We start from the raw sequence: 16,670 nt of genomic DNA on the forward strand, positions 1-16,670 counted from the left end.
TTGAAGGACACAAAGAAATCCCCACAAACGATGCGTTTCTATCGTTTGTGGGGATTCTTTTAGATCGCTTGCAATAAGTCGTATTGTGATTGATACAAATGGTGATACAAGCCTTTTTGTGCCATTAGCTGATCATGGTTACCCGATTCAGCGATTGTCCCCCCTGCCACGTAAAAGATTCGATCAGAATTTTTGATCGTGGACAGTCGGTGAGCGATGATAAATGAGGTTCTGCCTTCTAACAGCTTCAACAATCCTTCTTGCAGCAATTCTTCTGTCTTCGTATCGATACTTGAGGTCGCTTCATCTAAGATCAAAATTTTTGGATCAGCCAACAACGCTCGGGCAAAGGAAATCAGTTGCCGTTGCCCTGCAGATAAAGTACTTCCTCGTTCTTCGACGACGGTTTGATAGCCGTCTTTCAACTCCGTGATAAAGTCGTGGGCACGGACGATCTTCGCTGCTTCGATGATCTCTTCTTCTGTCGCATCTAATTTTCCATAGCGAATATTCTCTATGATCGTTCCTGAGAAAATAAAGGTATCTTGCAGCATGACCCCCATTTGTGAGCGCAGCGATTCCAGCGTCACGTCACGAACGTCCATCCCATCCACTTTAACACTGCCTTCATTGACATCATAAAAGCGGCTCAGCAAGTTGATGATCGTGGTTTTCCCTGCACCAGTAGGACCAACCAAAGCAATACTTTCCCCAGGTTCAATGTGGAAGTTAACATCAGAAAGAATGTTTTTGCCTTCTTCGTATCGGAAGGTCACGTGTTCAAAATCAACGGTCCCTTTCATCGTCGGCAATACTTTTGCATCAGGTTTGTCTTCGATATCTGGGACTTCATCCATCGTTTCAAAAATCCGTTCAAGATAGGCTGTTGCTGTAATCAAAGAATTATAAAAATTCCCGATATTGATGACTGGATTCCAGAAATTATTGATATAACTGATAAAAGCGATCAGAGTACCTGTGCTGACATCGACACCGATCTGACGAATGCCGACAAAATAAATCAAACAAGTCGTAATGACTGAAATGTTTTGCACCCCTGGCCACATCAGAAACTGAATTTTGACAGCTTTCATCCATGAAGTCCGGTAATCATTGCTGACTTCTTGGAAGATCTCAGCATTTTCTTCTTCTCGCGCAAAGGATTGAGTAATCTTGATACCAGCAATACTTTCATGAATGTAAGCATTTAGATTGGATTGTTTATTACTCAACACCTGATAGGCTTTGCGCTGGTTATTCTTGATCACCATCACCATGATGAACAAAATTGGCAGCAACGCAAGGGAATACAAGGTCAATTTGAAGTCGATCGCAAACATAAAGATCAAGGTGATGATGACGTTGAAAACATCCGAGATCAAATTGATCAGGCCGTTGCTCAATAGGTCACTCAGTGTATTGATATAGTTTACGATGCGAATCAAGATCTTGCCGTGGGGCCTTGTATCAAAATAAGAAAAAGGCAGTCGCTGCAGATGTTCAAAAATATCAAAGCGCATATCCTTCAATACGTCTTGACCAATATTCGTGATATGGTAGATACGGTAACGCATGCAGACGCCGATAACGATCAAGGTCACTAGAAAGGCAGCTCCTAGAAGCAGCAATTGGTTGACATTTTTCTCAGGAATCGATGAATCGATCGCGATCTTTGTGAATACGGGCGCCAACATTCCTGCTAAGTTTGCCAGAATGATCGTAAATAGGACTTTGGCAATACTTTTTTTATAAGGAACGACATATTGTGACAAGCGTTTGAAATCCTTCCAGCTAAATTCCTGGTCTAATTCCTCATCCACATCAAATTTATTTCTCGCCATCGTCTTCACCTCCTGACAAGCCTAATTGTTTTTGATACACTTCGTAGTATTTGCCCCGCAGACTGACAAGTTCTTCATGGGTCCCTTGTTCAACGACTCGTCCTTTTTCCATCATCAAAATCTGATCGGCTTCTCGAACAGAGGAGATCCGATGCGCAATGATAAACGTCGTTTTCTCTCCTGTTAATTTTGTCAGCTCCTGTTGGATCTTCGATTCTGTCTCCATATCGACGGCAGACGTCGTATCATCCAAAATCAAGATCGATGGATCTTTGGCTAAGGCCCGTGCTAGGGAGATCCGTTGTTTTTGTCCGCCAGAAAGCCCTACACCTCGCTCGCCCACGATCGTTTCATAGCCTTGAGGCATCCGAGAAATAAAGGTATCTGCATCAGCGACTACCGCCATTTGCCGAATAAAGCCTTCATCAGCTAAAGGATTTCCAAAAGCAATGTTGTCGGAGATGGTATTGGAAAACAAGAAAACATCTTGCATCACCATTGAAATGTTTTCCCGCATTTGGCGCACGGGATACTCTTTGGCGTTTTTTCCATCAATCAATACTTCCCCTTCAGTCGGATCATAAAAGCGTCCAACTAAATTCACTAACGTCGTTTTCCCTGAACCGGTTTCCCCTAAGATCCCTAACGTTTGGCCAGGGCCAATTTTGAAGTTGATGTTTTCCAACACATTTTGATTCGGATCATCCGAAAAGTGGAAGGAAACATCTTTAAACTCTACAAATCCTTTGATTGGCTCTAATTTTTCTTGTTGATGAACAGGAATTTTCGATTCTTGCGCCAACATTTGTCGAATTTTGATACAGGCTGCGGAAAATCGCTGAACATCGTTGATCAACCAACCACTCATGCGCATAGGATTATTCAACATCCAAAGATAGCCATTAAACGCAACAAGATCCCCTAATGTCATCTCGCCGTTGATAACGAAGATCCCACCCAAAATCAAGGCAATGACTGACAAACTTCCTGCTAAGCCATCAAGCCATGGCAGATAGGTACGGGATACTTTGGCAGATGCCATATTGCGGGTCTTAAAATCTTCGTTGTAAGAGCGAAATTTTTCAATCTCAAAATTTTCACGAGCAAAAGCTTTCACCACTCGATTGCCGCCGATATTTTCTTCCACCATTGAATTCAAGCGCGAAAAGCTCTCACGAATGTCAAAAAACAACGGGTGTGCTTTCTTAGACATGCGATTGGTCAACAGAAATATGATCGGTGTGACAGCCACCAGCGCCAACATCAATTTCCAATCAATAAAGCTCATAACCACCACTGCTGAAAAGAACCACAAGATACATTCAGCGATATTGTAGGTCACCCAAGAAACAAAGTGGCGAATGGCATCGGTATCACCAGTCATCCGTGCCATAATATCTCCCACACGAGTGTGATTGAAAAAGTCGAAATCCAATTCTTGCAGCTTCTGATACAAATCTTCCCGTAAATCGTATAGCGTATTTTGGCCGACCCGTTCAAATAAAATTTGATAACTGTAGCGGACAATGGTACGAATGACGGTCGTTGCGATCATGATCAACAATAATGGAATCAATAAGTGCGTTTTTTGCTGATTGATGACATCATCGATCACCATTCCTCCCAAGTACGGATTAACAATGATCAGCGCTGCATTGATCACTAAAAACAGGACTGCCAATATGATTTTTCCCCGGTTCTTTTTGGCATAGCGCCAGATCCATTGTGTATTACTCATCTAATTCCCCCTCTCGTTGTTAAGCTTAGCGTTTTGAAAAGCGATTTGAATGGTTTTTCTTACTCATTTTGATGTAAAATATTAGTAAGAAGCACCATTCCCTTTTTTTACAGGAAATAAGCACCCAATTGGAGTGAATCAGCCATGAATTTAGTTAACCCTCGCACGTTTAATCCAGAAATCATCTATCTCTTTGACCCATGGACGCAATCAGAAAGTCATGGAGAAATGCACCATCATGACTTTTTAGAAATCAGCGTCTTATTAGAAGGAGAAAGTACCTATTATTTTGAAAAAGAACCAGCGAAAAAAATCCGTGCTGGCAGCGTCATGCTTTTCAATCCTGGCGTCGATCACTGCGAATTGCAGCCTAAGGGCACTCGCTCACATCAGCTGCATATTGGTTTAAAAAATATTTCTTTGGAAGGGTTTAAACGGAATTTTTTCCCGAACAAACACCCCTTGTTGGAGCTAGGCAAATACCATCATCAAGTTTTGGAAAAAGCCTGGCAGTTGGTGAGAGAAAGCAGTGAAGAGCGGGATGAGTTTCAATTGATGCAAAAGGCTGTTTTGATGGAGATGCTCGTCTACATTTTACGTGGACTAAATGAAGACCATATCAATGTCGTGCCTTACCTTTCCAAAAGCCAACGACGACAACAACAGATCGTCAACTATACGGTCTATTACTTGGAAAATCATTACAAAGAAGAAATCACGTTAGAGAAGCTCGCACAGGATCAATTTCTCAGCCCGACGTACCTTTCAAAGATTTTTAAAGAGGCGACGGGTGTCAGTCCCATCAACTACTTGATTGAGATTCGCTTAAAGCGTGCCAAAGACATGTTAAAAAATGAAAACCTCACGATCAAAGAAGTCGCCTCTGCTGTGGGCTATCAGGATGCTTATCACTTTAGCAAGTCTTTTAAAAAACTTTATGGTGTCTCTCCTTCTGGGGTATTGCCAAAACCAAAAAATTAAAGAGCAAGCCGATGACCTTCCTTCGAATGAAGAATCATCGGCTTGCTCTTTGTTCATTGAATAAAATAGTTCATAAAAAGACTGGCAATGTTGAAGTAGATCAAAACACTGGTCAAATCGCTAAGGGTCGTGATAAACGGACCACTTGCCACTGCTGGATCAAAACCCAGCTTGTCCATCAGCATCGGGATCAAACTTCCCGCTAAGTTGGCTACTGTGATGGCACACATCATCGCCATCCCAATCACAAACCCTAGAATCGGATTTTGTTTCCAGACAGCTACGATAGCAAAAATCGTCAATCCCGTGATGGCACCTGTGAACAGTCCCGTCAGCACTTCACCGACCACCGTCTTCATAAAGCTGTTTTCTTTGTCGTCATTGATCGCCAGACGACGAACGGCTACGGCTAAGGATTGGGTACCAGCATTACCGGCGGTCCCAGTGATCAGTGAGATAAAAACAGCGAGAATACTTGCTTCGCTGACCAACTCTTCATAATGACTGATCAGACTGGCGGTGGCCATTCCGAGAAAGAGTAAGGTGATAAGCCAAGGCAAGCGTCTCGAAGACGCTTTGATCGGGTTCTCACTGACTTCTTCCACATTGACCCCTGCCAAACCAGAGTAGTCACTGGCTGCTTCATCATCGATAACGTCGATGATATCATCGACGGTCACGATCCCTAATAGGTGATCGTCATAATCGGTGACTGGCAATGCGAGAAAGTCATAATCTCGGAAGGTCTGAGCGACATCCTCTTGGTCATCTCCAACATGGACCGACATCACCCGCTCGTTCAAAATATCAGCGATCATGGTATCTTCATCATTGATGATCAAGTCTCTTAAAGAAATAACGCCCACAAGCTTATTATCAGTATCCACGACGTAAATATAGTAAATCGTCTCGGCAACATCTGCGGCATTTTTTAAGACATACATCGCTGAACGAACCGTTTGGTTGGCAACAATGGAAACAAACTCGGTAGTCATCAGCGATCCAGCAGTTTCATCTTCATAGTGCAGCAGCTCTTTGATTTCGCTAGCAGCTTCAGCGGTCATCAAACTCAAATATTTTGCTGTTTGTTTTTTATCCAGAGTATTCAGCAGGTCAACCGCATTATCGGTATACATTTGCGCCAACATATCAGCCGCATAGGCAGGGCGCATCTCTGAAAGATAGTCCACCATGTGTTCATCATCTTCTTCAATGACGTCAAACATGTCTGCCAATTCTTTCGGGGAAAGGTACGTATAGACGATTTGTCGATCGGCTGCTTCTAGAGATTGGTAGAACTGACCCTGCTCGTAGATATGCAGATCCAAGAACGCCTCACGAAATCCCTGGATATCATTGTCTTTTAATGCTTGATTCAGTTGATCAAACCGTTCAGTTAATTCTTGATTTTCATCCAATCTCTTCACCTCATTTGTTATTGCCTATCCATGGCTGAGCAAACAGCGGCCATGTCTGCTGGTAAGGGCAGCTTAAAAGCCAACGGTTCATTCGTAAAGGGATGCTGAAATTGCAGCTGACAGCAGTGTAATGCTTGTCGTTTGATCCCAAGAGCCATTGTACCGCCATACATCTCGTCTCCTAATAAAGGACAACCGATTGCAGAAAAATGGACCCTTATTTGATGTGTCCTGCCTGTGTGTAACTGAATATCAACTAAAGCGCAATCTGAATTGCGTTGTTTTAGCCAATACTCCGTCCGTGCTTCTTTTCCTTCGTCACTGACCTTACGTTTCAATAGTGACGTCAGGTCCCTAGCAATCGGCAGCTCAATCTCACCATGGGCAGAAAGTGCGGGCAGTTCACCAGCAACGAGGGCTTGATATTTTTTTACGACCTGCTTCTTTCGCAACTGGCTATCCAGCTTCGCATGGGCAAACCCATGTTTTGCAAAAAGCATCAATCCTGATGTGTCACGGTCTAACCGCGTGACTACATGAATCACTTGATCTTCATAGTGCTGCGCTTGATAGTAGGCCTTGACGCGATTGGCCATCGTGCCAGTCGGATGATATTGCGCAGGGATCGATGAGATGCCTGCTGGCTTATTCACGACTAACAGATGGGCATCTTCATACACGATCTCAATCGGTGTCGGGTCAGCCAGCATCGTCTCATGTTCCCCTTCGGGAGGAATTACAATAGTTACCCTATCATTTTGCGCCAAAGAAAACAAGACGTTTTGCTCGTGATCGTTGACAAATATCTTTCCGCCTTGAAACTTGATTTTTGCTAATAGTCCTTTGGACACCCCTTGTTCCTTCAAAAAGTATTTGACTTGCTGTCCTTGTCCAGTATAGTGATACGTAAATTCCATGGGTTTATTCTTCTCCAATAAAGGAATCTTTGACCCGATTCCAAAAATGCATATGCCGATAAGACGCAAAATGAATCCGTTCATCGGCAATACGGTAATAGATAGCATCGATTTCTTCTTGTTCGATGGTAAACTGATCGATCGTCACTAAATAGTCGGTGCTTTGCTGCAGTTGTACTTTGACCCATTCATGGTGACCCACGACGATCGGCGAACCAAGGGTCCGAAAGACACGATTGTTCAACGAAGCAATTTCTGCCAATTGAAAGGCATTGATACTTGGGTGCAAGACTGCCCCACCAACACTCTTGTTATAAGCAGTGGAGCCGGTGGGCGTTGAGATCGATAAGCCATCGCCGCGAAACTTTTCAAAGAGGTCTTCTTTAATAGAAATATCGGCAACCATCGTGCGATTGCCGCGCTTGATCGTTGATTCATTCAATGCTAGGAAATGCTTGTCTGATTTTCCATTCGCATACGTGATACGGACATCTAATAACGGATAGCTGACGCTTTTTTGATGGTCATTGCATAATGACTCGACTAGTTCTTCCAATTCATAATCTCGCCAGTCCGTGTAAAAGCCGAGATGACCCGTATGGACGCCTAAAAACTGTACTTGGTCCAACTTATGATTGTACAAGTGAAAAGCAGAAAGGAGCGTGCCATCTCCCCCAACAGAAATCACTAATTCAGGATTGTCTTGATCGATCTTATTTTCAGATTGTTCTAAAAGCGTAGTTAAACGCTTTGTCACTTCTACCGACTTGCTTTCTTGATTATGGACGATTGCCACGCGGATACCTTTCATTCCGTTTCCCCCTTTGGCAACGGGTTCTGATCATGTCCGCTTCGCTTGCCTTTCCCATGTGAAAATAACCGTTGTGCCTCTTGGATCTCTTCACGGATATTGGACATTTCTTCATCTAGCTGATAGGCGGCTTCTGCCGACCGACGCAGCCGTTCACTGATTTCAGCGGGAAATTCCCCTTGGTATTTGTAGTTTAGTGAATGTTCGATCGTTGCCCAAAAATTCATCGCTAGTGTCCGGATTTGAATCTCAGCTAAAATAATTTTTTCCCCGTCGATCAGTTGAACGGGATATTCGATCACTAGATGATACGAACGGTAGCCACTGGCTTTTTTATTGGTGATATAATCCCGTTCAATGATCACTTTCATGTCTTTGCGTGTTCGTAAGAGTTCAACGACTTGGTGAATGTCTTCCACAAATTGACACATGATTCGCAAGCCAGCGATATCAGACATCTCTTCTTCAAGCCAATCCAAAGCAATCCCACGTAATTTACTTTTCGTTAAAATGCTATCCACTGGCTTGACCCGCCCAGTGACAAATTCAATGGGAACATGCTTGTTTTGTTCCCGATATTGTTTTCGTATGCCTCTTAATTTTACTTTTAATTCTGAAACCGCCTGTTCATAAGGCGCTAAGAATTCTTCCCAATCTCGAATCATTCTTCTCCCTCGATTCTGTTCATAACATACCTCTTATTCTACCATACTCTTGGAATAAAACTGAATGAACAGAAGAGCAGAAACAAAAGATTTTTTGTCTCTCCCCCAACATCTCTGATTTTCTTTGTTTGGTTTCTTTGACGGAATAGCTGAAACAGCGTACACTATGGTTGCAATAGAAAGAGAGTGAGAAACGATGGGCGAACAAGTAGAGATCGAATACAAGACGATGTTGACGGAAAAAGAATACCACCAGCTGCTTGCTTATTACAATTTGTCAGAAGAAGCATTTAAGATACAAACCAATTACTATTTTGATACGGTAGATCATAAGCTGCGGGAAAAGCACTTTGGTTTGCGTATTCGCACGACTGCTACCAATGCGGAATTAACGCTAAAAACCCCCATTGAGCACGGATTATTAGAGACGACTGATCCTTTAACGAAAACGTCGGCAGCTGCATTGATTGCTTCAGAAAAAATTCTACCTACGGGTATCGTTGCTCAGCGCCTAAGAGCGGCAGGTATCGAGCCTGACACGTTACGTATGATCGCAGCATTAAAAACGAAACGGGCGGAATTTCCGATTGAAGAAGGATTGCTCGCGTTAGATGAAAGCTGGTATGGTCAACAGCATGATTATGAGTTGGAGTTAGAAGTCAACGAACCGATTAAAGGGAAAGATGCCTTTCACTCCTTGTTACGTCTCTTTGGCGTTCCTTACCGACCAGCGAAAAACAAGATCATCCGAGCCGTTGAAGAAAAATCATAGTAAGCTGTCCTTTTGCTTACTTTTTTCGCGTTTTTTTGCTATATTTAATAAAACATACTTATTTTGTTTTTCAAGGTACAAAAGAATCTTAATTGGGGAGAGATTCAAATGATCGAACTGTTTTTATTTATTAATCCGATTGGGCCTATTTGTTATGATATCGAAAAAGAGATTCTCAATAAATTAAACACCAGCCGCAAAAAAATCCATTTGCAGATCCTACCTTTCGTTAACTTGTTTTCCGTAGGTGTCTCAATGGACTATTTGTCCATGAATAAGGCGGATTTGGTCTTGCGAAATGAACAGACCAACCAAATCTATGCTGCATCACTGGACTATAAGGCAGCTCAGTTGCAAGGAAAAAAAATTGCGCGGGATTTCTTGTTGAAACTGCAACAACGGATAGGGATCGAAAGACAAGAATATAGCGATGCCTTAGTGAAAGAATTATTTTCTGAAACGAATGGTGATTTAGAGATGTTCCTAGAAGATCGATCCTCTGAGCTAGTGAAAAAGAACTTTGCCACCGATCAGCGTGTAGCCAAAGATATGGGCATCACGATCACACCCTCTGCTGTGGTGTATGATTTTTCAAGTGAAGAAGAATATGGGGTCCTTTTAGAAGGATCAGAGGAACTGAGAAGTCTTCCGCTCGTCTGTGGTACAGCAACAGAACTCGATACATTTTTGCAAAAAGCTCAGTCTTTGAAAACACCAAAACTTTCCACTATTCATGAAATTGATCGCGGGTTGATTCTTTTATGAAACCCTATTCAATAGCGACGCTGCGCAGCGAGCCAAACGATGATCTTGTGTTTGGCTCGCTGCGCAGCGTTTTTTATTGTGGACAAACAAAAAAACAAACCAATCCTTTACGGATTGGTTCGCTTTTCAATTATGCTTCAATTTCTTTGACGAGTTCTTCCAATTCATTCAAGCGTTGCTCAAATACTTTCATCGCGTCTTCAATATAATCTGCTTTTGTCATATCGACGCCCGCTTTTTTCATGACTTCGATTGGATAATCACTGCGTCCAGCTTTCAAATAGTTCAAATAGTTGGTTAAGGCATCTGGTTCACCTGCTAAGATTTTCTTCGCTAAAGCAGAAGCTGCCGAAAATCCGGTTGAATACTGGTAAACATAGTAATTGTAATAGAAATGCGGAATGCGTGACCACTCAAGACGAATCTCAGGATCTTTTTCAACAGAAGGTCCGTAGTATTTTGCATTTAACTCGGCATAGTTCTCGCTTAAGAACTCACTGGTCAATGGCGTTCCTTTCGCATCTTCCACGTGCATGAAGTGTTCAAACTCGGCAAATTGCGTTTGACGGAAAATCGTTCCTTTGAAGCCATCGAGAAAATGATTCAAGACATAAGCTTTGACCCGTGGATCTGTCTCAGTCTGCAGCATATACTCTGTCAAAATATTTTCATTGGTGGTTGAAGCGATTTCCGCTAAAAAGATCGAATAATCCCCATAGGCATAAGGCTGGTTGTTACGTGTAAAGTAACTATGCACACTGTGTCCCATTTCATGAACAAGAGTAAAGAGTTGATCCAATCGATCATTCCAGTTCATCAGGATATATGGCAGCGTATCATAGGCACCAGAAGAATACGCGCCACTGCGTTTGCCTTTGTTTTCAACGACATCGATCCACCGATTGCTGAAGGCTTCTTCAACCACCGCAAGGTATTCTTCACCTAATGGTTTTAACGCTTCTTTCGCTTTTTCGACCGCTTCTTCATAGGTATATCGAATGGGTGCTTCCCCTAAAATCGGCGTATAAACATCATACATATGCAACGTATCGACAGCCAACAGGCGTTTTCTTAATGCCATATAACGATGCAACAATGGCAGGTGCTGATTGACGACATCCACTAATGTATCGTAGACACTTTCAGGAATGTGGTTGGCACTCAAAGCGGCTTGCCGTGCCGAATCAAATTTGCGGGCTTTTGCTTTAAAGTTATGGGCTTTGATATTGGTGCTTAATGTTTGGGCAAAGGTATTGCGGAATTGCTCATAGACACCATAAAGACCTTTAAAGGCTGCTTCACGGACAGACCGATCCGTGCTTTCCATCAACTCACCGTATACACCATGAGATAACTGTACTTTTTCCCCGTTTTCGTCTTCAACTACTGGAAAATCCAAATCAGCATTGTTTAAAACAGAAAAAATGTTGCCAGGTGCCCCAAAAATTTCGCCAGCACCGGCTAATAACGCTTCTTGCTCCGCTGGCAAGACATGTGGACGCTCGTTGATGGTTTTTTCGATCATATGACGATAAACAGCTAGTTTCGGCTCTTGATCGAAATAGCCCCAAATCGTTTCATCAGACATTGTCAATAGCTCAGGATCAAACCAAGCAACGGCTTCACTTACTTGCGCAACCAAGTTACTTGCTTTTGCATACAAGCCTTGATACGTCGTATTGGCAGTATCTTGGTCGTTTTTCAAATGACTGTATACATAGAGTTTCTCTAAACGACGAGAAAGCGCTAAAACAAATTCTAATGCAGATAAGAAGGCTTGCGGCCCATCGGCTAAAGTACCTTGGTAACGACTTGCTTCTTTGACTTGTGCTTGGATCTCTTGAAATTCTATGTCAAAAGCCGCATCATCGGCATAGATTTTCGTTAAGTCCCACGTTTTTTCGACTGGAATCGATTCACGTGCTGGTAATTGTTTTGTTTCTGACATTCCCTTCACTCCTTGTTCATTGGTTAAAAATATCTTATCATACTTTTCAGTGAAACCAAATCATTGGCTTAAAAAGAAACCGAATTTTCTAAATATTGGCATTCTTGAAAGAGTCCGCGCAAAATTTCCCGCTGATCCAGTAACGGGAATTGCCATTGCCAATCCAGCTGCCGCAGCCGTGCTACCCATTGATCAAAACGAAGTGGACAGTCACTTAAATAAAGAAAGCGAAAAACCAATATTCGATGCTCAAATAAAATGCCAAAGCTGCTTGCACAGTAGCACCACATAGGCAGCTGGGAGACATTGCCTTTTAACGGATACAATATTTCTTGGATCACACGGATTTTTGACAGGTTCTTTCGCAGTTTTTGTATCAACCACACCTGATAGTCTGCAGCAAGCCATTCAGGAGGACGGTGATGGTTTGATCTTTGTCCTTTGCACAAAGGGCGAAGTGTTTCTTTATGGTAAGGCGCCCCTTTTCGAGCATCGCTTTGTTGACTGCTGACTCCTTCTTGATAGTGCCAGTTGATATGTTCTAACTTCATTAAGGATTGATTTTGCGTATCAATCAGCCACAAACAAAAACCAGTTGCCTGATAACTACAGCAGGCTTTTGCCAAAAGTGACCATTGGCGTTTCGGATGCAATTTCTCCCCTAAGATCCACCATGGTCGATAGCCGTTTGCTAAATACGTGCTGGTTCTTTCAAGAAAACGTGAAAACTTGAGGGAAGAACACTGTACTTCAATGGCGATATTCTTATAACAAAGGTCAGGACGCTGTTGGAGTTTAGGCAAAAAGGCTTCGATCTCAATCCCTGTATCTTGAAACCATTCAAACAATAGTTGTTTGGCTTCCAAGTGTTCCTTCGTCTCCCCTTCGCTGTAAGTCTGACAATCAGCAGTTGCTTGATGGGCAAAGTGGGGCTGTCGTTTGGTTCCTTGCCGCAAAGTCACTTCTTGGTGACACCCTGGGCAATAAAAAGGACCTGATGCTTTCTTTCTCCCTTTCGCTGCAATGACTTCTTTTCTTTGGTTCAATGCTTTCAGCATCTAACTCACCTCAATAAAAGATACGCCATTTTCATCAAACACAATTGAAAATGCCAAGAACATTAGCAACATGTTCTTGGCTGGAAATGAATTTCATTCATTAATCATTCTTGAAGTAGAAACGAGTCAATTCAAGTGCATCGTTTTCCATGATCAACTGACCATATTCAGATAAAACCTCTGGCGTCACTGATGTCCGTTGGGCAAATTCCATCAAATAAGAAAGTGCATTTTCCACTTCAATATCAGTAACCTCTGCATCCATGAATCGAATTTCAATATAATAATGGTTACCCATTTGGTAAAGATTGGTTGCAACGGAATCCAAATATACTTCGGATGCCAATTGAATCATATCTTCGAATCGCAACAACTCGAATACAAAACGATTGCCGATGTCTTCTGCTTGCTCCGACTCTTGTAATTGAGCCGCCACATGCTTTTTCAACATGTCGGTAATGTCTTCATTCGCTTCATCGTTCATCTCATCAAAATTTTCCATTCCTTCTGGTGGAAGATTTTTGCTAATAAACAATTCTAACCCATCGCCTTTAGGCAAGACTTGGAAAGTTACAGCTTCACTGCCCTTAAATTCTTCGTCAATATCAACTTCTTCAAGAATACTGTAAAAGAAGTTTTCAATTTCATTGTGATTTCCTAGAAGGTCAAGAAAAGTGATGCCTCTCGCAGCTAAGTCTTCACTTTTGATCAATACACGAATGGTGTTCTCATTGATATGTTCCATTTCCATATTAGCTACACCTCACTTTTGCTACTCACTATAGGTTCATTGTATCGAAACCTGATAAAAAGTAAAGAGAAAACGAATATCCTCTTAAGAAAAACGTAAAAACTCAAAAAAAGACTCACTTTCAAAGAGAAAGCGAGTCGATGAAGTCAAATTTATAATCCTGCCATTAATTGCGCTTGTCTTAGTTCCAGCTGGCGAACATCCCTAGGTAAGAACCGACGAATTTCATCTTCGTTGAACCCAACTTGCAATCGTTTTTCATCAATCATGATCGGACGACGCAATAATCCTGGGTTTTCTTGAACAAGTGTCAATAAATCTTTTAGGGGCAGGTCATCTAGATCCATATTCAACTTTTGGAATACTTTGGATCTGGTGGAAATAATTTCTTCTGTGCCATCTTCTGTCATTTGTAGAATTGCCTTAAGCTCAGAAATATTTAACGGTTCTGAAAAAATATTTCTTTCAACAAAAGGGATTTCGTGCTCTTGTAACCACGCACGAGCTTTGCGACAAGATGTGCAACTTGGGGAAGTGTATAGTGTCAACAACGTGCATCTCTCCTTTTTAATTTTCAATCAAGCAAGTCCTGTTCCCTCGCTTGATTTCAATTATACAGGTTTAATAAAAAAAAATCTAGTCTAAATCTCATATTTTTTAATAAAACTCGAAAGTTATATTAAAAGCGAAACCTTTAAGGCAAAAGGTTTCATTCAAAAAGTTTATTTTTAAATGAGAAAACTCAAATTTTTTTTTAATATTACTCCTTTTATACAACAGTGTGTCAAAGGTGTATCAAAAAGATGTCAGAATATTAAAATATTCTTTTAACAGAAGGCAACGTTTTTTAATTTCCCTTCGACAATTACAGATGTAATCAAAAAATGAGAGAAAAACCAAGGCCATCGCTCAATCGTTTTCAAAAGAACTTTTTCACGATCCTTCCTTTGCCGAGAAACGATCGCGCTACAATGAAAATGGATGTTATTTTTTTGTATGAGTAATCGCAACCACTCTCTTTCTTCTTGGTTTTATTGTATCACATTCCTTTTTAATCAGAAAACCATAGAAGCATTTCTGTCATAATCTGCTATAAAACAGCAGCAGAAATGAACATCTGCTTATAAATGAAAAGGGTTTCTCACAAAAAACTCAGTAAAAAACGATCAATCCAAGAAGCCAGCCACTATGTTGCTTGGTCACTGACAAAGCATAATAGACTGTACTATTCTTGAACTGATCGTTTACCATGTCTTTCTTCTAAGCGAGTGTTGGTTCTCGGTCGCGAGCAAATTGAGCATCATGCAATGCACGATAATGCCCTTTTCTCGCCATCAACTCTTCATGGGTTCCTTCTTCTAAGATCCCCTTCTCACTAACGACAATGATTCGTGTCGCATGTTTGATCGTTGCGAGGCGATGGGCAATGATCAAGGTTGTACGCCCATCTGCCAAAGAATTCAATGATTCTTGGATCACTTGTTCCGTTTCGGTATCTAACGCTGAAGTTGCTTCATCTAGAATCAAAATCGGCGGGTTTTTCAAGAACATCCGAGCAATCGCTACTCGCTGCTTTTGGCCACCGGATAATCTGACGCCTCGTTCACCGATGACCGTATCCAAGCCATCCGTCATTTGATCAATGACTTTTTCTAAGTGTGCCAATTTGACTGCCTTTAAAATCTCCTCTTCTGTTGCATCAAGTTTGCCATAAGCAATATTTTCTCGAATCGTTCCAGGGAAAAGAAAAACATCTTGCTGCACCGTACCAATCTGCTGACGTAAAGACGCCAAGGTCATCTCCTGAATATTGATGCCATCAATCGTAATGGCGCCTTCCGTGACTTCATAAAACCGCGGCAACAAGTTGCATAACGTTGTTTTCCCTGAACCACTTTGCCCAACGAAGGCGATCGTCTCACCCGCTTTGATCGACAAGTCTATGTGATTCAAGACTTTCGTCGCATCCGCATAGGAAAAAGAAACATCATGGTAGACGATGTCTCCCTTTAAGGAAGTTACTGCCCGTGCCCCTGGCTTGTCTTTGATCGTCGGTTCTTTATCCAACTCTTCGGTCAAGCGTTTGAAGCCAGCGATTCCTTTCGGATAGCTTTCGATCATCGTATTAACCTTCTCAATTGGTCTAACAAAGACATTTGACAATAAAATAAACCCTACGAACTGACCGTACGTCAGTTCACCACGAATCACGTAGTAGGCACCAAAGATCAGAGCAAACAAGTTGATCAACCGAATCAAGAAATAATTGTACGCTGAACTGATTGCCATTACCTTATAAAAAAGGATCTTAGACTGCCGATAAATCTCACTTAACCCGTCAAAGCGTTTATGTTCAAACGTTTCATTGGCAAATGATTGTGTCACTCGAATGCCACTGACAGATGCTTCCACTCCGGCGTTGAACTCACCGAGATTATCATAGATCTGTGTGTTGACTTTGGTCATTTTCTTATTGAAAAAAACCAAGGCGATCGTGATCAAGGGAATCAACGCAAATGTTGCCACAGCTAATTGAACATGCATATTTAACATCAATAGGAATGAACCGACCAAAGTCATGATGGTAATAAAAACATCTTCTGGCCCATGGTGAGCGACTTCAGAAATCTCAAAGAGATCCGTAGTCAAACGACTGATCAGCTTGCCAGTCTTTTGATTATCATAATATTCAAAAGATTGCGTTTGCAGATGTCGAAATAACTCTTGACGCATATCAGTTTCAATATTGACCCCAAGTTTATGACCATAAAAAACCACGATATATTGCAACACAGTATTGATCACATAAAACAAGAACAAGCCTAAGCAAGCCAACAGTATTAGGCGAAAGTTGTTCTGGGGCATGATCTTATCGATTACTTGGTTGACGGCAACTGGAAAGGCTAGTTCCAATAAACCAGCAAATACCGCACAAGTAAAGTCGAGTATAAATAGTGACCGATACGGTCGATAATAACGAAAAAACCTTTTTAACACATTTCCCC

General features: G+C 41.8%; 14 protein-coding genes. 3 read left to right on the forward strand and 11 right to left on the reverse strand.

The window, feature by feature from the left end; genetic code table 11:
* Positions 1-59: 59 nt before the first annotated feature.
* Together QN079_RS10260 and QN079_RS10265 are read right to left on the reverse strand one after the other, a co-directional pair.
* Complete coding sequence (locus QN079_RS10260; RefSeq protein WP_213356641.1) at positions 60-1,841, reverse strand: ABC transporter ATP-binding protein; 1,782 nt, start codon at positions 1,839-1,841, stop codon at positions 60-62.
* Complete coding sequence (locus QN079_RS10265; protein ID WP_010749432.1) at positions 1,828-3,579, reverse strand: ABC transporter ATP-binding protein; 1,752 nt, start codon at positions 3,577-3,579, stop codon at positions 1,828-1,830. Before QN079_RS10265 ends, QN079_RS10260 begins: the two co-directional genes overlap by 14 nt.
* Positions 3,580-3,723: 144 nt before the next feature.
* On the opposite strand from QN079_RS10265, the gene QN079_RS10270 reads away from it, so the two are divergent.
* Positions 3,724-4,560 carry an AraC family transcriptional regulator gene (locus QN079_RS10270; RefSeq protein WP_010749431.1) on the forward strand — a complete coding sequence of 279 codons (837 nt, stop codon included), beginning with the start codon at positions 3,724-3,726 and terminating at the stop codon, positions 4,558-4,560.
* A gap of 53 nt (positions 4,561-4,613) precedes the next feature.
* Here the strand turns inward: QN079_RS10270 and mgtE are convergent, their stop codons facing one another.
* From mgtE to yjbM, 4 genes are read right to left on the reverse strand one after another with little or no spacing between them, the layout of a single operon-like run.
* Positions 4,614-5,978 (reverse strand): magnesium transporter, encoded by a 1,365-nt coding sequence (gene mgtE, locus QN079_RS10275; RefSeq protein WP_010749430.1) that lies wholly within the window; start codon positions 5,976-5,978, stop codon positions 4,614-4,616.
* 17 nt (positions 5,979-5,995) lie between these two features.
* Positions 5,996-6,895 carry an RluA family pseudouridine synthase gene (locus QN079_RS10280; RefSeq protein ID WP_074932946.1) on the reverse strand — a complete coding sequence of 300 codons (900 nt, stop codon included), beginning with the start codon at positions 6,893-6,895 and terminating at the stop codon, positions 5,996-5,998.
* A 4-nt stretch (positions 6,896-6,899) separates the two neighbouring features.
* Positions 6,900-7,697, reverse strand: coding sequence for an NAD kinase (locus QN079_RS10285; protein WP_026008090.1), 798 nt, complete (start codon positions 7,695-7,697; stop codon positions 6,900-6,902).
* Positions 7,698-7,702: 5 nt separating this feature from the next.
* Positions 7,703-8,371 carry a GTP diphosphokinase gene (gene yjbM, locus QN079_RS10290; RefSeq protein WP_289229693.1) on the reverse strand — a complete coding sequence of 223 codons (669 nt, stop codon included), beginning with the start codon at positions 8,369-8,371 and terminating at the stop codon, positions 7,703-7,705.
* Between the two features lie 196 nt (positions 8,372-8,567).
* On the opposite strand from yjbM, the gene QN079_RS10295 reads away from it, so the two are divergent.
* Both QN079_RS10295 and QN079_RS10300 read left to right on the forward strand, forming a co-directional pair.
* A complete protein-coding gene (locus tag QN079_RS10295) occupies positions 8,568-9,143 on the forward strand; it encodes a CYTH domain-containing protein (RefSeq protein WP_015509976.1) in 576 nt (191 codons plus the stop codon).
* 108 nt (positions 9,144-9,251) lie between these two features.
* Positions 9,252-9,908 carry a ClpXP adapter SpxH family protein gene (locus QN079_RS10300; RefSeq protein WP_289229694.1) on the forward strand — a complete coding sequence of 219 codons (657 nt, stop codon included), beginning with the start codon at positions 9,252-9,254 and terminating at the stop codon, positions 9,906-9,908.
* A gap of 130 nt (positions 9,909-10,038) precedes the next feature.
* On the opposite strand, the gene pepF is transcribed toward QN079_RS10300, so the two are convergent.
* From pepF to QN079_RS10325, 5 genes are all read right to left on the reverse strand, one after another.
* Positions 10,039-11,856, reverse strand: a complete 1,818-nt coding sequence (gene pepF, locus QN079_RS10305; RefSeq protein WP_016610833.1) for an oligoendopeptidase F — start codon at positions 11,854-11,856, stop codon at positions 10,039-10,041.
* Positions 11,857-11,924: 68 nt separating this feature from the next.
* On the reverse strand, positions 11,925-12,914 hold the full coding sequence (locus QN079_RS10310; RefSeq protein ID WP_289229695.1) for a competence protein CoiA: 990 nt from the start codon (positions 12,912-12,914) through the stop codon (positions 11,925-11,927).
* Positions 12,915-13,014: 100 nt separating this feature from the next.
* The gene (locus tag QN079_RS10315) at positions 13,015-13,665 is read right to left on the reverse strand and encodes an adaptor protein MecA (RefSeq protein WP_005229698.1); all 651 of its coding nucleotides are present in this window, start codon (positions 13,663-13,665) and stop codon (positions 13,015-13,017) included.
* Between the two features lie 152 nt (positions 13,666-13,817).
* Positions 13,818-14,216 carry a transcriptional regulator SpxA gene (spxA, locus tag QN079_RS10320; RefSeq protein WP_003127030.1) on the reverse strand — a complete coding sequence of 133 codons (399 nt, stop codon included), beginning with the start codon at positions 14,214-14,216 and terminating at the stop codon, positions 13,818-13,820.
* A gap of 709 nt (positions 14,217-14,925) precedes the next feature.
* A complete protein-coding gene (locus QN079_RS10325; RefSeq protein ID WP_289229696.1) occupies positions 14,926-16,662 on the reverse strand; it encodes an ABC transporter ATP-binding protein in 1,737 nt (578 codons plus the stop codon).
* Between the last annotated feature and the right edge of the window lie 8 nt (positions 16,663-16,670).

Source organism: Enterococcus sp. FZMF (genome assembly GCF_030263915.1).
Lineage (GTDB): Bacteria > Bacillota > Bacilli > Lactobacillales > Enterococcaceae > Enterococcus_D > Enterococcus_D casseliflavus.